Source organism: Micromonospora sp. NPDC000121 (assembly GCF_042899165.1).
GTDB lineage: Bacteria > Actinomycetota > Actinomycetes > Mycobacteriales > Micromonosporaceae > Micromonospora.
The window spans coordinates 26979-50187 of the sequence record NZ_JBIAZP010000019.1; the positions used below are offsets into that span (position 1 = coordinate 26979).

The 23209-nt window shown below is 76.4% G+C and carries 1 protein-coding gene (running past one end of the window); it reads right to left on the bottom strand.

Features of this window, described 5'->3' with window-relative positions; translation table 11 throughout:
- Positions 1 to 69: 69 nt before the first annotated feature.
- A protein-coding gene (locus ACFY23_RS31295) for a type I polyketide synthase (RefSeq protein ID WP_387039061.1) crosses the window boundary here: on the bottom strand, positions 70 to 23209 show its 3' portion. The gene runs 6587 nt beyond the window's last position; the window shows 23140 of its 29727 coding nt (coding positions 6588–29727); the start codon falls outside the window, past its right edge; the stop codon is at positions 70 to 72.

Below are 23209 nucleotides of genomic sequence, written 5' to 3' on the forward strand. Positions count from 1 at the left end.
GGCGGCGGTGGCGATGTCAGCCGCCGCGACCGGCCCCGTGGGCGCGCCCCACAATGGGCCGCCAATTGTTCAGAAAACACCGCCGACATTGCCGCCTGGGCCGCCGAGCTCCCGATGGATGAATTCGAAGATCTCGGCGTCGCTGGCCCCCTCGAGCGTCTGCGTGACGGGGGCCTCCGCCGGCGCGGGCCGGTCCTCGCCCCAGCGGGCGATGAAGGCCTGCATCTGCACCAGCAGCTTCTGCCGGGTCAGTTGGTCCGGGGCGCTGGCGGCGAACAGGCCGTCCAGTTTCTCCAGTTCCGACAGCAGGCCGGCGGTCGCGGTCACCCCCTCCTCCACCACGAGGGTGCGCAGGTGGCGGGCCAGCGCCAACGGGGTCGGGTAGTCGAAGACCACGCTGCCCGGCAGGCTGACCCCGGTGGCCGCCCGGAGCCGGTTGCGCAACTCCACCGCGGTCATCGAGTCGAAGCCGACCTCGCGGAACGCCCGCGTCGGGCCGAGCTCGCCGGTGCCCGGGTGACCGAGCACCGCCGCGGCCTGGGTGGAGACGAGATCGACCAGGACGGCGTCCCGCTCCGCGTCGCCGAGCGGCCGCAGCCGGTCGCGCAGCGCGGCGGCCGCCCCGTCGTCGGCCGGCTCGTCGGCGTGCAGGCTGTGCAGCGCCTCCTGCGCCTCGGGGATCTCGCCGAACAGCGGCCGGGCCCGCACGGCGGCGACGGCCGGCACGAACCGGTCCCACCGCACGTCGGCCACGACGAGCTGCGCGCCGTCGGCCACGGCCCGACGCAGCGCGGCGACCGCCAGCTCCGGGTCCATGCCGGGCAGGCCGCGCCGGCCGAGCTGCTCCAGGTCGGCGTCGGCGAGGCCGTCCGCCCAGGGGCCGAACGCCACCGACGTCACCGGCAGGCCGGCGAGGTGCCGGTTGGCGGCGAGGACCTGGAGCAGGGCGTCGCCGGCCGCCTGGCCGGAACGCCCACCGGAGCCCCACACCCCCGAGGTGGACGAGCAGAGCACCAGCGCCCCCAGGGCCCGGCTCTCCAGCTCGTCGGCGTACCGGGGGATGTCGCCCACGGTGGCGAGCAGGTCCGCGGCGAGGTCGGCGAGGGTCAGCTCGGCCAGCGGCACGGTGCCGGTGTCGGTCGGTACGTGCACCAGGGCGGTCACCGGCCGCCCGTCGGCGGCGAGCTGCTCCATCCGGTCGGTCAGCTTCCCGCCGGCCGGCTGGTCGAGCGGCACCACGGCGGCGCCGTTCCGGTCCAGCCAGGCGGTGGTGTGCCGGGCGATGGCCCCCGCCCCGCCGGTGACCAGGACGGTGCCCTGCGGGGACCAGCCCGTACCCCCGGCCGGGCCGGTGGCCCGCAGCAGGCGCCGGACGCGCACGCCGGACGCGCGGACGACGACCTGGTCCTCACCCTCCACGTTGGTCAGCGCGGCGACCAACGCGGCGGACAGCTCCCCGGTCACCGTGTCGGGCAGGTCGACGAGGCCCCCGACGTGCCGGGGGTGTTCGAGCGCGGCGGCCAGGCCGAGGCCCCAGGTGGTGGCCTGCCACGGCCGCGTCGCCGGCTCCTCGTCGCTGGCGACCGCCCCGGTCGTGGCCAGCCACAGCGGCGCCCCGGTCTCCCGGCCGGTGTGCGCCTGGAGGAGCAGCAGGTTCGCCGCGAGCCCGGACGGCAGAGCGTCCTGCTCGGGGTGCGGCGCCTCGTCGAGGGCGAGCAGCGACAGCAGCGCCGTCGGCTGGTGCTCCGCGCATGCCCGGTCGAGGTCGGCGGCGAGGCCGTCCCGCTGCGCCGTCGCCGGGTCCACCGTGAGCACGTGTACCGCGGCTCCGCCCGCCCGCAGCGCGTCGGCGACCGTTTCCGTGGTTTCCCGCGGCGGCGCGACCAGCAGCCAGCGGCCCGGCTCGCCGCCGGTCAACCGCCGCTGCCGCCAGGTGACCCGGTACCGCCACCCGGTGAGCGTGCCGTCCTGCCGCTGCTGGCGCCGCCACGACTCCAGCTCCGGGAGCAGCTCCTTCAGCGGCTGACTGGTGTCGATGCCCAGCCGGTCCAGGTCGCCGTCCCTGACGGCCCGCCAGAACTCGGTGTCGGCCTGGTCCGTGGTCCCGCCGAGCGGCGTGGCCAGGGTCGGCCAGTACCGCTGCGGCTGGAACGCGTACGTGGGCAGTTCCGGCAGGTCGCGCGGGGCCGGTCGGGGTCCGGCCAGCGGCGTCAGTACCGCGGCCCAGTCGACGTCCCGCCCGGTCGCGTACCGGGAGGCGACGGCCGTGAGCAGCGCCGTCACCTCGGGTACGCCCGCCCGCTGGACGGCGACGGCGGTGCCGCCGTCGTCGGGGAGCACGTCGGCGTTCATCGGGGTCAGCACGGCGGCGGGGCCGATCTCCAGGTACGTGTCGACGCCGGCAGCCCGCAACGCCGCGACGCCGTCGGCGTACCGCACGGCCTCGCGGACGTGCCGCACCCAGTAGTCGACCGTGCGAAGCTCGTCGCCCGCAGCCAGCGCCCCGGTCAGGTTCGACACGACCGGCACCAGCGGCGCCGAGAAGGTCAGCCCGTCGAGCACCGTGCGGAACTCGGCCAGCATCGGCTCCATCAGCGGGCTGTGGAACGCGTGACTCACCGTCAGCCGCCGCGTCCGCACGCCCCGGCCCCGCCAGACGGCCTCCACCTCGTCCAGGGCCGTCAGGTCGCCGGACACCACGACGGAGGTCGGACCGTTCACGGCCGCGATCCCGACCCGGTCGGTCAGCCCTTCAAGCGTCGGCAGGACGTCGGCCTCGGCCGCGTTCACCGCCAGCATCCCGCCGCCAGCCGGCAACGCCTGCATCAACCGACCCCGCGCCGCCACCAGGGCACACGCGTCCCCAAGGGACAACACCCCGGCCACGTACGCGGCGGTGATCTCCCCCACCGAGTGGCCACCGACGAAGTCCGGCACCACACCGAACGACTCGACAAGGCGGAACAGCGCCACCTCGACCGCGAACAGGCCCGCCTGGGTGAACACCGTCTGGTCCAGCAGCCCCGCCTCCGGCGAGCCCGCCTCGGCGAACAGGACCTCCCGAAGCGGCTGCGGCAGCAGCGGGTCCAAGTGCCCGCACACCTCGTCCAACGCCGACGCGAACACCGGGAACGAGTCGTACAACTCCCGGCCCATGCCCGCGCGCTGCGCGCCCTGCCCGGAGAAGAGGACGGCGGTGCCGCCCGAGGCGGCCGGGCCAGCCGGGACGAGCGCGGGGTGCGCATCCCCGGCGGCGAGGGCCCGCAGCGCCGCCAGCCGGGCCTGCGGGTCGGCGGCGACGACCACCGCCCGATGGGCCAGGTGCGCCCGGCCGTCGGCCAGCGCCCAGGCCACCGTCCCGGGCCGGCCCGCCGCGTCCCCGTCGCCCGGGTCGGCGAGCCGGCGGGCCAGGCGGTCGGCCTGCTCCCGCAGGCCGGCGGCCGTCGCGGCGGCGACCGGCCACGGCAGCGCGGCGTCGGCGGCCCGGTCGGTCCCGTCGACCGGCCCCGCGTCGACGGCGACGTCGGCGGGCGCCTCCTCCAGGATCACGTGGGCGTTGGTGCCGCTGATGCCGAACGACGAGACGCCCGCCCGGCGGGGCCCCCTGTCGGCGTCCCACGGGCGCGCCTCGGTGAGCAGCTCCAGCGGGCCCGACGCCCAGTCCACGTGGGGCGACGGCTCGTCGACGTGCAGGGTCGCCGGCAGCGTCCGGTGCCCCAGTGCCAGCACCATCTTGATCAGGCTGGCCACGCCGGCCGCGGCCTGGGTGTGCCCGATGTTCGACTTCACCGAGCCGAGCCACAGCGGCCGGTCGGCGGGCCGGTCCGGCCCGTACGCGCCGATCAGCGCCTGCGCCTCGATCGGGTCGCCGAGGGTGGTACCGGTGCCGTGCGCCTCGATGGCGTCGACGTCGGCCGGGGTCAGGCCGGCGTTGGCCAGGGCCTGCCGGATGACCCGCTGCTGGGCGGGGCCGTTCGGGGCGGTCAGCCCGTTGGACGCGCCGTCCTGGTTGACGGCGCTGCCCCGCACCACGGCCAGGACGCGCCGGCCCTCCCGCTCGGCGTCGGAGAGACGTTGCAGCAACAGGACGCCGACGCCCTCGCCCCAGCCGGTGCCGTCCGCGCCGGCCGCGAACGCCTTGACCCGCCCGTCGGCGGCGAGGCCACGCTGCCGGGAGAACTCCAGGAACGCCCCCGGCGTCGACATCACCGTCACGCCACCGGCCAGCGCCAGATCACACTCGCCGGAACGTAGCGCCTGCGCGGCCAGATGCAGCGCCACCAACGACGACGAACACGCCGTGTCCACGGTGACCGCGGGGCCCTGCAGGCCGAACGAGTACGCCAGCCGGCCGGAGACCACCGACGCCCCGTTACCGGTCGCCTGGTAACCCTCCACCTGCGACCGGGCGCCCAGCAGCAGCGTCGCGTAGTCCTGCCCGTTGGTGCCCATGAAGACGCCGGTCTCGGACCCGCGTACCCGGTGTGGGTCGATGCCGGCGCGCTCGAACACCTCCCAGGTGGTGTGCAGCAGCAGCCGCTGCTGCGGGTCCATCGCCAGCGCCTCACGCGGGTTGATCCCGAAGAACGCCGCGTCGAAACCGGCCACGTCGCCCAGGAAGCCGCCGTTGCGGGCGTAGCTGGTGCCGATCCGCTCCGGGTCGCTGTCGAACATGCCGTCCAGGTCCCAGCCCCGGTCGGTGGGCATCGGCGTCACCGCGTCCACGCCGTCGGCGAGCAGCTGCCACAGCTCCTGCGGGGAGGACACCCCGCCGGGGAAGCGGCAGGCCATCGAGACGATGGCGATGGGTTCGTCCACGGGTGGCCGGACCACGGTGGTGACGGCCGCCGGGCCGTCCGCGCCGCCCACCAGTTCGGTACGCAGGAAGCGGGCCAGTTCCGCCGCCGACGGATGGTCGAAGACCACGGTCGACGGCAGGGTCAGCCCGGTGGCCCGGCCCAGCCGGTCCCGCAGCTGCACCGCCGCGAGGGAGTCGAAGCCCAGCTCGCGGAACGCGCGCCCGGCCGGCACCTGGTCGGTGGAGGCGTGGCCGAGCACCGCCGCCGCCTCCGCGCGGACCAGGTCGACCAGCAGGTTCTCCTGGCCGGTGGCCGGCAGCGCGGCGAGCCGGGCGCGCAGCCCGTCGGTGCCCGCCTCGGTCTCCGGCCGCTCCGGTTCCGCCTCGACGGCCGGGGCGACCCGGTCGAACAGGCGGCTGGGTCGCGCCGCGGTGAACGCCGCGACGAACCGGGACCAGTCCACGTCGACGATCACCGGCGCCGGCTCGGGGGCGTTCACCCAGCGGCCCAGCGTCGCGACGGCGGCGTCGGGCGCGAGCGGGGTGAATCCGCGGCGGCGCAGGCCGTCCGCGGTCTCCCCGGCGGCCATGCCGTCCTCCGCCCACGGGCCGTAGGCCAGGGCGGTGGCGGGCAGCCCGGCCGCGCGGCGGGCCGCGACGAGCGCGTCGAGCAGGGCGTTGCCGGCCGCGTAGCCGGCCTGGCCGCCGCCGCCCCAGACGCCGGCGACGGAGGAGAAGACCACGAACGCGTCGAGGTCCCGGTCGCGGCACGCGCCGTCCAGGTGGACGGCCCCGAGCACCTTGCCGGCCAGGGTTTCCGCCAGGTCGCCGTCGGTCAGCTCGTACGCCGGCGCGGTCCCGCCGGACGCGCCGGCGGTGTGCACGACGGCGGTCAGCCCCGGCAGGTCGTCCACCAGGTCGGTGACGGCGGTGGCGTCGGTGACGTCGCACGCCACCACCCGCACGGCGCCCAGCTCCGCGACCAGGTCGGCCGCGCCGGGGGCGTCCGGGCCGCGCCGGGAGGCGAGCACCACCTCGGCCGCGCCGTTGGCCAGCAGCCACCGGGCCACGTGCCGACCCAGCGCGCCCGTGCCGCCGGTGACCAGCACCGTCCCGCGCGGCTGCCAGCCCGCCCCGGTGGGCGGGGTGGCCGGCAGCAGCCGCCGGCCGAACACGCCGTTGCGGCGCACCGCCACCTGGTCGAGGGTGCCGTCGGCGAGGACCGCGACGAGCGCGGCCCGGGTGCCCCGGTCGCCGCGGGCGGGCAGGTCGATCAGGCCGCCCCAGCGGTCGGGCTGTTCCAGGGCCACGGCCCGGCCGAGGCCCCAGGTCAGCGCCGCCCACACGTCGCCGCCCGGTTCGCCGGCCGTGACCGGCAGGGCGGCACGGCTGAGCGCCCACACCCGTCCGGGCAGGCCGGTGTCGGTCAGCGCCTGGGTGAGGGTGAGCAGCCCGGCCGTACCCGCGGGAACGGCCGGCGCGTGCGCGAGCGGCTGGTCCTGCCGGGGCAGGACGCACAGCACCCCGGCCCAGCCCTCGCCGCTGATCGTGCGCAGCCGCTCGCCCAACTCCCGCCGGCCGAGGGTGGACGGCACGGTCACGGTGTCCACCCGCGCGCCGGCCTCGGCGAGCGTCTTCGCCACGCCCGCGTCGGCGCCGCCACCCACCGTGGCGACCAGCCACCGGCCGGACAGCCCCGAGGTGGGAGCCGGCCGCACCGGCTCCCACCCGATCCGGTACGACCAGCCGTCGAGCGCCGTTCCCCGGTCCCGGCTGCGGCGCCACGTGGAGAGCACGGGCAGGGCCGGCGCGAGGGCGTCCACGGCGTCGCCGCCGAGCTGGCCGGCGAGGGCGGCGAGGTCGCCGCTCTCGACGGCTGCCCAGAACTCGGCGTCGTGCTCGGGGACGGCCTGCGGTCGGGGGGCCGACTCGGGCCAGTAGCGCTGGTGCTGGAACGCGTACGTCGGCAGGTCCACCCGGGCCGCGCCGGTGCCGGCGAACCACTGCGCCCAGGTCAAGGGAACGCCGTGGACGTGCAGCTCGCCCAATGCGGCCAGCAGCGCGGCGGTCTCGGACCGGTCCCGACGCTGGGCGGCCACGGCGAGCACACCCGCCTCGCCGGGCAGCACGTCCGCCGTCATCGCCGTCAGCACGCTCTGCGGGCCGACCTCCAGGAACGTGCCCACCCCGGCGTCCCGCAGCGCCACGACGCCGTCGGCGAAACGGACGGCCTCGCGGACGTGCCGCACCCAGTAGTCGACCGTGCGAAGCTCGTCGGCGGTCGCCAGGCTGCCGGTCAGGTTCGACACGACCGGCACCAGCGGCGCCCGGAACGTCAGCCCGTCGAGGACGGCCCGGAACTCGGCGAGCATCGGCTCCATCAGCGGGCTGTGGAACGCGTGGCTCACCGTCAGCCGCCGCGTCCGCACGCCTCGGTCCCGCCAGACGGCCTCCACCTCGTCCAGGGCCGTCAGGTCGCCGGACACCACGACGGAGGTCGGACCGTTCACGGCCGCGATGCCCAGCCGGTCGGTCAGCCCTTCGAGCGTCGGCAGGACGTCGGCCTCGGCCGCGTTCACCGCCAGCATCCCGCCGCCAGCCGGCAACCCCTGCATCAACCGACCCCGCGCCGCCACCAGGGCACACGCGTCCCCAAGGGACAACACCCCGGCCACGTACGCGGCCGTGATCTCCCCGACCGAGTGGCCGCCCACGAAGTCCGGCACCACACCGAACGACTCGACAAGGCGGAACAGCGCCACCTCTACCGCGAACAGACCCGCCTGGGTGAACACCGTCTGGTCCAGCAGCCCCGCCTCCGGCGAGCCCGCCTCGGCGAACAGGACCTCCCGAAGCGGCTGCGGCAGCAGCGGGTCCAAGTGCCCGCACACCTCGTCCAACGCCGACGCGAACACCGGGAACGAGTCGTACAACTCCCGGCCCATGCCCGCGCGCTGCGCGCCCTGCCCGGAGAAGAGGAGGGCGAGCTGGCCGCGTTCGCCGCTGGTACCGGTGACGACGGCGCCGGAGGGGTCTCCGGTGTCGAGGGCCCGCAGCGCGGACAGGAGGCTGTCCCGGTCGGTCACCACGGCGACGGCACGCTGTTCCAGTGCCGGGCGGGTGGTGACCGACGACCACGCCACGTCCAGCGGACGCAGCCCCTCGTCGGCGGCCAACCAGCGCGCCCACCGGCCGGCCTGCGCCGCAAGCGCCGCGTCGGTCCGCGCCGACAGCAGCACCGGCACCACCGGCGACACCCGGTGCTCCACGATCTCGCCCTCGACCACCTGCGCCGGCGGCTGCTCGATGATCACGTGCGCGTTGGTGCCGGAGATGCCGAACGACGACACGGCGGCCCGACGCGGCCGGTCCACCGCCGGCCACGGGGTCGCCTCGGTGGCGAGCGCGACGGCCCCGGCGGTCCAGTCGATGTGCGGCGACGGCTCGTCCACGTGCAGCGTCGGCGGCACGAGACCGTGCCGCATGGCGAGGACCATCTTGATCACGCCCGCCACACCGGCCGCAGCCTGGGTGTGGCCGATGTTCGACTTGATCGACCCCAGCAGCAACGGCCGGTCGGCGGGCCGGTCCTGCCCGTACGTCGCCAGCAACGCCTGCGCCTCGATCGGGTCACCCAGCGTCGTGCCGGTCCCGTGCGCCTCGACCGCGTCCACGTCCAGCGTGGACAGCCCGGCGTTGGCCAGCGCCTGCCGGATCACCCGCTGCTGCGACGGCCCGTTCGGCGCCGTCAACCCGTTCGACGCACCGTCCTGGTTCACCGCCGTGCCACGCACGACCGCCAGGATGCGCCGGCCCTCCCGCTCGGCGTCGGACAGCCGCTGCACGAGCAGCATGCCCACGCCCTCGGACCAGCCCGTGCCGTCGGCGGCGGCGGCGAACGACTTGCACCGGCCGTCCTGGGCCAGGCCCCGCTGCCGGGAGAACTCGATGAACGTCCCCGGCGTCGCCATCACGGTCACGCCACCGGCCAGTGCCAGGTCGCACTCACCGGAGCGCAGCGCCTGCGCCGCCAGGTGCAGCGCCACGAGGGACGACGAGCACGCCGTGTCGACCGTGACCGCCGGCCCTTCCAGGCCGAACGTGTACGCCAGCCGACCGGACAGCACGCTGCCCGAGGTGCCCACGCCGACGTAACCCTCGACCTCGGCCGGCTGGTCCATCAGTCGCGTCGCGTAGTCGTGGTACATCACGCCGGCGAACACGCCCGTGCGGCTGCCGCGCAACCGCGCCGGGTCCAGCCCGGCGGACTCGAACGTCTCCCACGACGCCTCCAGCAGCAGCCGCTGCTGCGGGTCCATGGCAAGGGCCTCCCGCGGCGAGATCCCGAAGAACCCGGGATCGAACTCCGCCGCCCCGTACAGGAACCCACCGTGCCGGGTGTAGGACGTACCGCTGCTGTTCGGGTCCGGATGGAACAACGACTCCAGGTCCCAGCCCCGGTCCGCCGGGAACTCCGAGATCCCGTCGCCGCCGGTGGCCAACAGCTCCCACAACTGATCCGGGCTGTCCACCCCGCCCGGGTACCGGCAGGCCATGCCCACGATCGCGATCGGCTCGTCTGCCGCGACGGCCCGCACCACCGACCGCCGGACGGCGAGCTGACCAGACACCTGCTCGTACAGATGCTCCGCCAACGCGGCCGGGGTCGGATAGTCGAACACCAGCGTCGACGCCAACCGCAACCCCGTGGCCGCGTTCACCCGATTACGCAGGTCCACAGCCGTCAACGAGTCGAAGCCCAACTCCCGGAACGCCCGGTCCGCCGGCACCGCCTCCGCACCACCATGCCCCAACACCTGCGCCACCAGACCCCGCACCAGCAGCGCGACCTGGGCCCGGCCCTCGTCCTCGGTGAGTTCGGCGAGTCGCCCGGCCCAACCGCCGACGCCCTGTCCCGCCTGGCGGCGGGTCGCGGTCGAGCCGACGAGGGCACGCAGCATCGGCGGCACGGTTCCGCCGGTGGCCGCCGCCCGCAGGGCGGGCAGGTCGATCACCGTGGGCACCAGGGCCGCCCGGTCCGCGGCCAGGGCCGCGTCGAACAGCTCCAACCCGACCTCGACGCTCATCGGCGTCAGGCCGGCCCGCGCCGACCGCGCCCGGTCCGCCTCGGACACCGACGCGGCCATGCCATCGGTGTCCCACATGCCCCACGCCAGGCTCACCGCCGGCAGACCCGCCTGCCGCCGGTACGCCGCAAGGCCGTCCAGGAACGCGTTCCCCGCCGCGTACGCCGCCTGACCCGGCGAACCGAGAACACCCGCCACCGACGAGAACACCACGAACAGATCCAGGTCCAGACCCGCCGTCGCCTCGTGCAGCAACCAGCCCGCCGACACCTTCGGCGCCAGCACGCCGGCCAGCCGCTCAGGGGTCAGCCCTTCGACGACGCCGTCGTCGAGCACGCCGGCCGTGTGGACCACCCCGGCCAGCCGGCCCGGAACGCCCGCCACGAGGTCGGCCACCTGCTCCCGGTCCGTCACGTCGCACGCGACCACCCGCGCCGACGCACCCAGCCCCGACAGCCGCGCCACGAGCGCCTCCGCGCCCGCAGCGGCCGGACCCTGCCGCGACACCAGCAGCAGCGACCCCACCCCGTACGCCGTGACCAGATGCTCCGCCACGAGCGCACCCAACGCACCCGTGCCACCGGTCACCAGCACCGTGCCCTCGCCGAGGACAGGGGCGGCCCCTACCGAAGCCCGGACCAGCCGCGGCACGAGGACGCGGCCCTCCCGGACGGCCAGTTGGTCGTCCGAGCCCTCGCCCACGAAGCCGGCGAGCGCGGCGAGCAGCGTCGACTCCACGTTGCCGTCCAGGTCCACGAGGACGACCCGACCGGGGTGCTCCGACTGGGCCGACCGCAGCAGGCCCCAGACGGCGGCGCCCGCCAGGTCGCTGATCCGGTCCGCGTCCCGAACCGCCGTCGCGCCCCGGGTCAGCACCACCAGCCGCGAACCGGCCAGGGAATCGGCGGCCAGCCACGCCTGGACCGCCCGCAGCACGTCCGACGTCACCGACCGGACCGCCTCCGGCAGGTTGCCGGCCGGCTCGGACGCGCCGAGGACCGGCAGCACGAGGACCTGCGGCGCGTCCGCGCCCGCCTCGACGGCGGCGAGCACCGCCGCCACGTCCGCGTACGCCGGCAACCCGGCCCGGGCCACCGACTCGTCCACGCCACCGGTCAGGACCGCCCAGCCGGACGGCTGCCGGGCTGCCGGGGCCGCGTCGGCCTGCCAGCGCACCTCGAACAGCGACCGGGCTGCCGCGCCCGGGGCGGGCAGACCCGTCATCTCGCGCAGGACGAGGGAGTCGACGGACACCACGGGCATGCCCGACTCGTCGGAGGCGACCAGCCGTACCCCGGAGCCGGCCCGGGTCAGCCGCACCCGCAGCACCGAGGCGCCGGAGGCGTGCACCTGCGCGCCCTCGAACGCGAACGGCACCCGCGGCCCGGCCGCCTCGTCGGTCAGCAGGAGCCCGACGGCGTGCAGGGCGGCGTCCAGCAGCGCCGGGTGGACGCCGAAGCGCGCCGCGTCGCCCGCCGCGTCGTCGGGCAGGGCCACCTCGGCGTACGCCTCACCGTCGGCCGTCCAGGCCCGCCGCAGCCCCTGGAACACCGGCCCGTACGTGAGGCCGTGCCCGGCGAGCGTCGCGTACCAGCCGGTCAGGTCCACCTCGGACGCACCAACCGGCGGCCAGGCGCCCACGGTCGGCTCGTCCGGCGAGGACGCTTCGAGGACGCCCTCCGCGTGACGGACCCAGCCCGCCTCGGGGTCGTCGTCCCGTCGGGAGTAGATGGCGACGGCACGCTGCGCGGAGCCGTCGGACGACTCCACCCGTACCTGGACGCGCACGCCCCCCGTCTCGGGTACGACCAGCGGCGCGGCGACGGTCAGCTCCCGCAGCCGGGAGGCGCCGACCTCGTCGCCGGCCCGCACGGCGAGCTCCACGAGCGCGGTGCCGGGGACCAGCGTCACGCCGGACACGGCGTGGTCCGCCAGCCAGGGGTGCGTGGCCAGGGACAGCCGGCCGGTGAGCACCACCTCGTCGTCGCCGGCCAGGTCCACGGCCGCGCCGAGCATCGGGTGCCCGGCGTCGCCCAGCCCCGCCCCGGACACGTCGCCGACGCGGGGGCGGCCCGAAGCGGGCCAGTAGCGCTGGTGCTGGAACGCGTACGTCGGCAGATCCACCCGCCGCGCGCCCGCCCCGGCGAACCACTGCGCCCAGGTCACCGGAACGCCGTGGACGTGCAGCTCGCCCAATGCGGCCAGCAGCGCGGCGGTCTCGGACCGGTCCCGACGCTGGGCGGCCACGGCGAGCACACCCGCCTCGCCGGGCAGCACGTCCGCCGTCATCGCCGTCAGCACACTCTGCGGGCCGACCTCCAGGAACGTGCCCACCCCGGCGTCCCGCAACGCCAGGACGCCGTCGGCGTACCGCACGGCCTCGCGGACGTGCCGCACCCAGTAGTCGACCGTACGAAGCTCGTCGCCCGCAGCCAGCGCCCCGGTCAGGTTCGACACGACCGGCACCAGCGGCGCCGAGAAGGTCAGCCCGTCGAGCACCGTGCGGAACTCGGCCAGCATCGGCTCCATCAGCGGGCTGTGGAACGCGTGGCTGACGGTCAGACGCCGGGTCCGGGCGCCGCGCGCCGTCCAGACCTTCTCCACCTCGTCCAGAGCCCCGACGGCACCGGAGACGACGACGGCGTTCGGCCCGTTGACGGCCGCGATGCCCAGCCGGTCGGTCAACCCGTCGAGGCTCGCCAGCACCTCCGCCTCCGGCGCGGCCACGGCCAGCATCCCGCCCCCGGCCGGCAACGCCTGCATCAACCGACCCCGCGCCGCCACCAGGGCGCACGCGTCGGCCATCGTGAGCACCCCGGCCACGTACGCGGCCGTGATCTCACCGACCGAGTGACCACCGACGAAGTCCGGCACCACACCGAACGACTCCACCAGGCGGAACAGCGCCACCTCGACCGCGAACAGGCCGGCCTGCGTGAACACCGTCTGGTCCAGCAGCCCCGCCTCAGGCGAGCCCGCCTCGGCGAACAGGACCTCCCGAAGCGGCTGCGGCAGCAGCGCGTCCAAGTGCCCGCACACCTCGTCCAACGCCGAGGCGAACACCGGGAACGAGTCGTACAACTCCCGGCCCATGCCCGCGCGCTGGGCGCCCTGCCCGGAGAAGAGCAGGGCCAGGTGCCCGCGCTGGCTGACGGTCCCGGCGACGACCGCGCCGGACGGGTCCCCGCCGGCGAGGGCCGTCAGCGCCGCGAGCAGATCCTCGCGGTCGGCGGCGGTCACCACCGCCCGCTGTTCCAGGGCCGGGCGGGTGGTGACCGACGACCACGCCACGTCCAGCGGACGCAGCCCCTCGTCGGCGGCCAACCAGCGCACCCACCGACCCGCCTGCGCCGTGAGCGCCGCTTCCGTCCGCGCCGACAGCAGCACCGGCACCACCGCCGGCACCCGACGCTCCACGAGTTCGCCCTCGACCACCTGCGCCGGCGGCTGCTCGATGATCACATGCGCGTTCGTCCCGGAGATCCCGAACGACGACACCGCCGCCCGACGCGGCCGGCCCACCACCGGCCACGGCGTCGCCTCCGTCGCCAGGGCAACCGCCCCGGCAGTCCAGTCGATGTGCGGCGACGGCTCGTCCACGTGCAGCGTCGACGGCACGAGACCGTGCCGCATCGCGAGGACCATCTTGATCACACCGGCCACACCGGCGGCGGCCTGGGTGTGGCCGATGTTCGACTTGATCGACCCCAGCAGCAGCGGCCGGTCGGCCGGCCGGTCCTGCCCGTAGGTGGCCAGCAGCGCCTGCGCCTCGATCGGGTCACCGAGGGTGGTGCCCGTGCCGTGCGCCTCCACGGCGTCCACGTCCAGCGTGGACAGGCCGGCGTTGGCCAGGGCCTGGCGGATGACCCGCTGCTGCGACGGACCGTTCGGGGCGGTCAGCCCGTTGGACGCGCCGTCCTGGTTCACGGCGGTGCCGCGCACCACGGCGAGAACCCGGTGGCCGTTACGGCGCGCGTCGGACAACCGCTCGACGAGCAGCATGCCCACGCCCTCGCCCCAGCCGGTGCCGTCCGCAGACGCCGCGAACGACTTGCACCGCCCATCGGCCGACAGGCCCCGCTGCCGCGAGAACTCGACGAACGTCCCCGGCGTCGCCATCACGGTCACGCCGCCCGCGAGCGCGAGGTCGCACTCACCGGAGCGCAGCGCCTGCGCCGCGAGGTGCAGCGCGACCAGCGACGACGAGCACGCCGTGTCGACCGTGACCGCCGGCCCCTCCAGGCCGAACGTGTACGCCACCCGTCCCGACAGCACGCTGCCGGAGTTGCCGGTGCCGACGTAGCCCTCGGCGTCCGGCGGAAGGTCGGCCAGCCGCGAGGCGTAGTCGTGGTACATCACGCCGGCGAACACGCCCGTGCGGCTGCCCCGCAGCCCCTGCGGGTCCAGCCCGGCCGACTCGAACGTCTCCCACGACGCCTCCAGCAGCAGCCGCTGCTGCGGGTCCATCGCGACCGCCTCGCGCGGCGAGATCCCGAAGAACGCCGGGTCGAACTCGGCCGCGCCGGCGAGGAAGCCGCCGTGCCGGGTGTACGACGTGCCGCTGCGATCCGGGTCGGGGTCGAAGAGGCCGTCGAGGTCCCAGCCCCGGTCGGTGGGGAACTCCGAGATCCCGTCCCCGCCCGTGGCCAACAGCTCCCACAACTGATCCGGGCTGTCCACCCCACCCGGGTACCGGCAGGCCATGCCCACGATCGCGATCGGCTCGTCTGCCGCGACGGCCCGCACCACCGACCGCCGGACGGCGAGCTGACCGGACACCTGCTCGTACAGATGCTCCGCCAACGCGGCCGGGGTCGGATAGTCGAACACCAGCGTTGACGCCAACCGCAGCCCCGTGGCCGCGTTCACCCGATTACGCAGGTCCACAGCCGTCAACGAGTCGAAGCCCAACTCCCGGAACGCCCGGTCCGCCGGCACCGCCTCCGCACCGCCATGCCCCAACACCTGCGCCACCAGACCCCGCACCAGCAGGTCGACCTGGGCGCGGGCCTCGTCGGCGTCCAGTCCGGCGAGCTGGTTGGCCCAGTCGCCGCCGTGGCCGGCCTGCCGGCGGGTGACCGTCGCGCCGACCAGGGCGCGCAGCACCGCCGGCGCCTGGCCGCCGGCGAGGGCGGCCCGCATCGCGGGTACGTCGAGCGCGGCCGGCACGAGCGCCGGCAGGCCCGCGCCCAGGGCGGCGTCGAACAGCTCCAACCCGACCTCGGCGCTCATCGGCGTCAGGCCGGCCCGCGCCGAGCGGACCCGGTCGGCCTCGGACACCGACGCGGCCATGCCATCGGTGTCCCACATGCCCCACGCCAGGCTGACCGCCGGCAGACCCGCCTGCCGCCGGTACGCCGCAAGGCCGTCCAGGAACGCGTTGCCCGCCGCGTACGCCGCCTGACCCGGCGAGCCGAGGACGCCCGCCGCCGAGGAGAAGACCACGAACAGATCCAGGTCCAGACCCGCCGTCGCCTCGTGCAGCAACCAGCCCGCCGACACCTTCGGCGCCAGCACGCCGGCCAGCCGCTCCGCCGTGATCGACGAGACCACCCCGTCGTCCAGCACGCCGGCGGTGTGCACCACGCCCGCGAGCCGCCCCGCCGAGGTCACCTCGGCCATCAGCCCGGCCACCTGGTCCCGGTCCGTCACGTCGCACGCGACCACCCGCGCCGACGCACCCAGCCCCGACAGCCGCGCCACGAGCGCCTCCGCGCCCGCAGCGGCCGGACCCTGCCGCGACACCAGCAGCAGCGACCCCACCCCGTACGCCGTGACCAGATGCTCCGCCACGAGCGCACCCAACGCACCCGTGCCACCGGTCACCAGCACCGTGCCCTCGCCGAGGACAGGGGCGGCCCCTACCGAAGCCCGGACCAGCCGCGGCACGAGCGCCCGACCGTCGCGGACGGCCACCTGGCCACCCATCACGGCCGGATCGGCGGCGACCCGGGCCAGCAGGGCCAGGACGCCCGCGTCCAGGTCGCCGTCGACGTCGGCCAGGACGATGCGGCCCGGGTGCTCGGTCTGCGCCGAGCGCAGCAGGCCCCATGCGGCGGCGCCCGCGAGGTCGGTCACCCGGTCCCCGTCGCGGGCGGTCACGGCCCCCCGGGTCGCCACGACGAGCGTCGTGTCGGCAAGCGCGTCGGCCGCCAGCCAGGTCTGCACGGCGGCGAGGACGTCGGCGGTGACCGTGCGGACGGCGTCCGGCACGGGCGCCTCGGAGGCGGCGGGCAACGGCAGCAGCAGTGCGCGCGGGGCCTCGGCCCGGCCCGCGCCGACCGCCTCGGTCAGCGCCTCGACGGCCGGGAACGCCGGCAGGTCCACGCCGCCGGCAGGCAGGTCACCGGAGAGCAGCGCCCAGCCGGACGCGTCGTCGGCCGGGGTGACGTCTTCGGGCTGCCACGCGAGTGCGAACAGCGACCGGGCCGTCGCGCCGGGGGCGGCCACGGCCGTCATCTCCCGCAGGACGAGGGAGTCGACGGACACGACCGGCGCGCCGGACTCGTCCACCGCGACCAGGCGCGCGGAGGTGCCGGCCCGGGTGAGCCGTACGCGCAGGACGCGCGCCCCGGCGGCGTGCACCTGCACGCCCTCGAACGCGAACGGCACGCGTGGCCCGCCGGCCTCCTCGGCGAGCAGCAGCCCGACGGGGTGCAGCGCGGCATCCAGCAGCGCGGGGTGGACGCCGAACCGGGCGGCCTCGCCGGCCGCCTCGTCGGGCAGGGCGACCTCGGCGTAGACCTCGCCGTCGCCGGTCCACAGCCGGCGCAGCCCCTGGAACACCGGCCCGTAGGACAGGCCGTGCTCGGCCAACACGTCGTACCAGCCGGCCAGGTCCGCCTCGGCGAGCCCGACGGGCGGCCACGTCTCGAGCGTCGGCTCGCCGGCCGAAGCCGGGTCCAGCACACCCTCCGCGTGCCGGATCCAGTCAGCCTCCGGGTCTCCGTCGGACTGCGAGTGGACGGCCACGCCCCGGCTGCCCGCCTCGTCGGCGGCGCCGACGCGCACCTGCACCCGCACCCCGCCGGTCTCGGGCAGCACCAGCGGGGCCGCGATGGTCAGCTCCCGTACGCGGGAGGCGCCCACCTCGTCGCCCGCCCGGATCGCCAGCTCCACGAGGGCGGTGCCGGGCACGACGACCGCGCCGGAGACGGCGTGATCGGCGAGCCAGGGGTGCGTGGCGACCGACAGCCGGCCGGTCAGGACCACCATGTCCTCGCCGGCGACGGTGACGGCCGCGCCGAGCAGCGGGTGCCCGGCGGCGCCGAGCCCGGCGCCGGTGACGTCGCCCGCCCGGGCCCGGCCGATGCCGAGCCAGTAGCGCTCGTGCTGGAACGCGTACGTCGGCAGGTCGACCTGCCGGGGGTCCGTCCCGGCGTACCACTGGGTCCAGGTGACGGGTACGCCGTTGACGTGCAGCTCGGCCATGGCGTGCAGCAGCGCCTGCCCGCCGGCGCGGTCCCGCCGCTGCGTGGCGAGCGCCAGGGCGTCCTCGGCGAGCAGGTCGGCGTTCAGGGCGGTGAGGACGCTCTGCGGGCCGATCTCCAGGTACGTGCCCGCGCCGGCGTCCCGGAGGGCGGCGACGCCGTCGGCGTACCGGACGGCCTCGCGGACGTGCCGGACCCAGTAGTCGGCGCGGGTCAGCTCCTGCGGGTCGGCGAGCGCCCCGGTCAGGTTCGACACGACGGGCACCAGCGGCGCCCGGAACGTCAGCCCGTCGAGGACGGCCCGGAACTCGGCGAGCATCGGCTCCATGAGCGGGCTGTGGAACGCGTGGCTGACCGTCAGCCGGCGCGTCCGCACGCCCCGGTCCCGCCAGACGGCCTCCACCTCGTCCAGGGCCTCGACGGCACCCGAGACGACGACAGCGTTCGGCCCGTTGACGGCGGCGATCCCGACCCGATCGGTCAGCCCGTCCAGCGTCGACAGCACCTCGGCCTCCGGCGCGGCCACGGCCAGCATCCCGCCGCCGGCCGGCAGGGCCTGCATCAGCCGACCCCGCGCGGCCACCAGGGCACACGCGTCGGCCAGGGACAGCACCCCGGCCACGTACGCGGCCGTGATCTCCCCGATGGAGTGACCGCCGACGAAGTCGGGAACGACCCCGAACGACTCGACGAGCCGGAACAGCGCCACCTCGACGGCGAACAACCCGGCCTGGGTGAACACGGTCTGGTCCAGCAGCCCCGCCTCCGGCGAGCCCGCCTCGGCGAACAGGACCTCCCGAAGCGGCTGCGGCAGCAGCGGGTCCAGGTGCCCGCACACCTCGTCCAACGCCGACGCGAACACCGGGAACGAGTCGTACAACTCCCGACCCATCCCGGCACGCTGCGCGCCCTGCCCGGAGAAGAGGACAGCGAGCCGGCCGCGCGCGGACCCCGTGCCGGTGACGACCCCGGCGGCCGGGGAGCCGGCGGCGAGGGCGCGCAGCCCGGCCAGCAGCTCGTCCCGGTCGCCGGCGGTGACCACGGCGCGGTGTTCGAGGACGGCGCGGCTGACCACGGACGACCAGCCGACATCGATCGGACGCCGGGTCTCGTCGGCGGCGAGCCAGCGGGCCCAGCGGTCGGCCTGCGCGGCGAGCGCGGCGTCGGAGCGGGCGGAGAGCAGCACCGGGGCGGAGCGGGCCGGGTCGGGCGTCGCTGCGGCCGGGGCGGGCCGGGTGTCGGCGGGCGGCTGCTCGATGACGACGTGGGCGTTGGTGCCGCTGACCCCGAACGAGGACACGGCGGCCCGGCGCGGCCGGCCGGTCCGCGGCCACTGCCGGGCCTCGGTGAGCAGCTCGACCGCGCCCGCGGTCCAGTCGATGTGCGGAGACGGCTCGTCGACGTGCAGGGTGCGGGGCAGGACGCCGTGCCGCATCGCCATGATCATCTTGATGATGCCGGCCGCCCCGGCCGCCGCCTGGGTGTGCCCGATGTTCGACTTGATCGAGCCGAGCCACAGCGGCTCCCGGCCGTCGCGGTCCTGGCCGTACGTGGCCAGCAGCGCCTGCGCCTCGATCGGGTCACCCAGCGTCGTGCCGGTGCCGTGCGCCTCCACCGCGTCCACGTCCAGCGTGGACAGCCCGGCGTTGGCCAACGCCTGCCGGATCACCCGCTGCTGCGACGGCCCGTTCGGCGCCGTAAGGCCGTTCGACGCCCCGTCCTGGTTCACGGCCGTGCCACGCACGACCGCCAGGATGCGCCGACCCTCCCGCTCGGCATCGGACAGCCGCTGCACGAGCAGCATGCCCACGCCCTCCGACCAACCCGTGCCGTCGGCGGCAGCCGCAAACGACTTGCACCGCCCGTCCTGCGCCAGACCACGCTGCCGGGAGAACTCGATGAACGTCCCCGGCGTCGCCATCACGGTCACACCACCCGCCAGGGCCAGATCGCACTCACCGGAGCGCAACGCCTGCGCCGCCAGGTGCAGCGCCACGAGGGACGACGAGCAGGCGGTGTCCACGGTGACCGCCGGCCCCTCCAGGCCGAACGTGTACGCCACCCGCCCGGACACGACGCTGCCGGAGTTGCCGGTGCCGATGTAGCCCTCCAGGCCCTCGGGCAGCTCCTGCACCTGCGAGGCGTAGTCGTGGTACATCAGGCCGGCGAACACGCCGGTGCGGCTGCCGCGTACCCGCGCCGGGTCGATGCCGGCGGACTCGAACGTCTCCCAGGACGCCTCCAGCAGCAGCCGCTGCTGCGGGTCCATCGCGACCGCTTCGCGCGGCGAGATACCGAAGAATGCCGGGTCGAACTCGGCCGCCCCGGCCAGGAAGCCGCCGTGCCGCGCGTACGAGGTGCCGGCGTGGTCGGGGTCGGGGTGGAAGAGGGCGTCGAGGTCCCAGCCCCGGTCGGTGGGGAACTCGCCGATGCCGTCGCCGCCGCCGGCCAGCAGCTCCCAGAGCTGCTCGGGGCTCTCGACCCCGCCGGGGTAGCGGCAGGCCATGCCGACGATGGCGATGGGCTCGTCCACGCTGGTGGCGGCCACCGCGTCGGGGCGCGCCGCGACGTCGCCGGTGAGCTGCTCGTGCACGTGCGCGGCGAGCGCGGCCGGGGTCGGATAGTCGAACACCAGCGTCGACGCCAACCGCAGCTCCGTGGCCGCGTTGACCCGGTTACGCAGGTCCACGGCCGTCAACGAGTCGAAGCCCAGCTCCCGGAACGCCCGGTCCGCCGGCACCGCCTCCGCACCACCATGCCCCAGCACCTGCGCCACCAGACCCCGCACCAGCAGGTCCACCTGGGCGCGGGCCTCGTCGGGGGCGAGCGCCGCGAGGCGCTGGGCCCAGCCGCCGGCCGCGCCGCCGCCGGCCTGGCGCCGGGCGGTCGCGGCGCCGACGAGGGCGCGCAGCATCGGCGGTACGCCGGCGGTGGCCGCCGCCCGCATGGCGGGCACGTCGACCACTGCCGGTACGAGGGCGGCGGCGTCGGTGGCGACCGCCGCGTCGAACAGCGCCACGCCGACCGGGGCGGTGATCAGGCCGAGGCCGGCGCGGGACACCCGGGACCGGTCGGTGGCGTTGAGGCCGGCCGCCATGCCGTCGGTGTCCCACATGCCCCAGGCCAGGGAGTGGCCGGGCAGGCCGCGGTCGCGCCGGTGGGCGGCGAGGGCGTCGAGGAAGGCGTTCGCCGCCGCGTACGCGCCCTGGCCGGGCGAGCCGAGCACCCCGGCGATCGAGGAGAACACGACGAACAGGTCGAGGTCGAGGTGGGCGGTCGCCTCGTGCAGCCACCAACCGGCGTCGACCTTCGGGGCGAGCACGCGGGCCAGCCGGTCCGCGTCGATGCCGGTCACGACGGCGTCGTCGAGGACGCCGGCGGTGTGCACCACCCCGGCGAGGCGTTCGCCGTCGGTGAGCCGCGCGACGAGGGCGCGCACGGCGTCGGGGTCGGTGACGTCGCAGGCGAGCACCCGGACACGGGCGCCGAGGGCGGTGAGTTCGTCGGCCAGCTCGGCCGCGCCGGCGGCGTCGGGGCCGCGCCGGCTGACCAGGGCGAGGGAGTCCACGCCCCACTCGGTGACCAGGTGGCGGGCGAGCAGGCCGCCGAGCGCGCCGGTGCCGCCGGTGACGAGGACGGTGCCGCCGCGGGTGCGCGGGGCGTCCGCGGGCGGGGCGTCGGCGCGTACCAGCCGGGGGGTGAGGGCCGTGTCGCCGCGGACCGCGAGCTGTGCCGCGGCCGGGTCGTCGGCGGCGGCCGCGAGCAGCGCGACGGCGGGTTCGTCGAGGTCCCGGTCGAGGTCGGCCAAGACGATCCGGCCGGGGTGCTCGGACTGGGCGGAGCGGACGAGGCCCCACACGGCCGCGCCGGCCAGGTTGCCGGCCGGGTCGGCGTCGGTGGCCCGCGCCGCGTCGCGGGTGACCACCACGAGCCGGGCGTCGACGTCGGCGGCCAGCCACGCCTGCACCTCGGCGAGCACACCGGCGGTGACCGACCGGACGGCGGCCGGCAGCTCGTCGGGCTGCGCCGCGGGCACGGGCAGCAGCACCAGCGGGGGTACGTCGCCAGCGGCGACCAGCTCGGCGACCCCCGGGTACGCGGGTGTGTCGGGCAGGGCGGGGACCGGGGCGCCGAGCACCGCGCGCCCGGCGGTCGCCGGGGCGGGGGTGAGCGTCTCGGCCTGCCAGGCGACCCGGAACAGCGACCGGGCGGCCAGGGCGGCCGCCGACGGGTCGACGCTGGTCATCTCGCGCAGCACGAGCGAGTCGATGGACACCACGGGCCGGTCGGTGTCGTCCACGGCGAGCAGCCGCACCGCCGCGCCGGCCCGGGTCAGCCGGACCCGCAGGGTGTCCGCGCCGACGGCGTGCACCTGGACGCCCTCGAACGCGAAGGGCGCCTTGGGGCCGGTGGTGCCGTCGCCCGGCAGCAGGGCGGTGGGGTGCAGGGCGGCGTCGAGCAGGGCGGGGTGCACGCCGAAGCCGGTGACCCCGTCGGGGCCGGCCGCGGGCAGGGCCACCTCGGCGTAGACGGTGTCGCCGGCCGTCCAGGCCCGCCGCAGGCCCTGGAACGCCGGGCCGTACGTCATGCCGTGCCCGGCGAGGGCGTCGTACCAGCCGGCGAGGTCGGCCTCGACGGCGTGCGCCGGGGGCCACGCGCCGAGGCCGGCGTCGTCGCCTGCGTCGACGGCGGTGAGCACGCCCTCGGCGTGTTGCACCCAGTCGCCGTCGGGGTCGTGGTCGGGCTGGGAGTGCACGGCGACGGCCCGCCAGCCGGCGCCGTCGCGCGGGCCGACCCGGACCTGCACCCGCACCCCGCCCTGGGCGGGGAGCACGAGCGGCGCGGCGATGGTCAGCTCCCGTACCCGGCAGGGGCCGAACTCGTCGCCGGCCCGCAGCGCCAGCTCGACGAGGGCGGTGCCGGGGACGATCACCGCGCCGGCCACCACGTGGTCGGCGAGCCACGGCTGGGCCGCCACCGACAGCCGGCCGGTGAGCACGGCCGCGTCCTCGCCGGCCAGCCGGACGGCGGCGGCGAGCAGCGGGTGGCGGGCGGCGCCGAGTCCGGCGCCGGAGACGTCGGAGGCGCGGCCGGCGGGGCGGAGCCAGTACCGCTCCTCGGCGAAGGCGTACGTGGGCAGGTCCACCCGGGTGGCGGCGGCACCGGCGAAGACCGGGGCCCAGTCGACGGCGCCGCCGGCGGCGAAGAGTTCCGTGAGGCCGGTGAGCAGGGCGCGCGGCTCGGGGCGGTCCCGGCGCTGGGCCGGCACGGCCACGACGGCGTCGTCCCCGGACAGGGCCTCGCGGACCAGCGCGGTGAGGACCGGGCCGGGCCCGACCTCGACGAAGGTGTCCACGCCGGCGGCGCGCAGGGCGGCGACCCCGTCGGCGAAGCGGACGGCCTCGCGGACGTGGCGCACCCAGTAGTCGGCGCGGGTCAGCTCCTGCGGGTCGGCGAGCGCCCCGGTCAGGTTCGACACGACCGGCACCAGCGGCGCCGAGAAGGTCAGGTTTTCCAGCACGGCCCGGAACTCGGCCAGCATCGGCTCCATCAGCGGGCTGTGGAACGCGTGACTCACCGTCAGCCGCCGCGTCCGCACACCCCGGCCCCGCCAGACGGTCTCCGCCTCGTCCAGGGCCGTCAGGTCGCCGGACACCACGACGGAGGTCGGACCGTTCACGGCCGCGATGCCCAGCCGGTCGGTCAGCCCTTCGAGCATCGGCAGGACGTCGGCCTCGGCCGCGTTCACCGCCAGCATCCCGCCGCCGGCCGGCAGGGCCTGCATCAGCCGGCCGCGCGCCGCCACGAGGGTGCACGCGTCCCCAAGAGACAGCACCCCCGCCACGTACGCGGCCGTGATCTCACCGACCGAGTGACCACCCACGAAGTCCGGC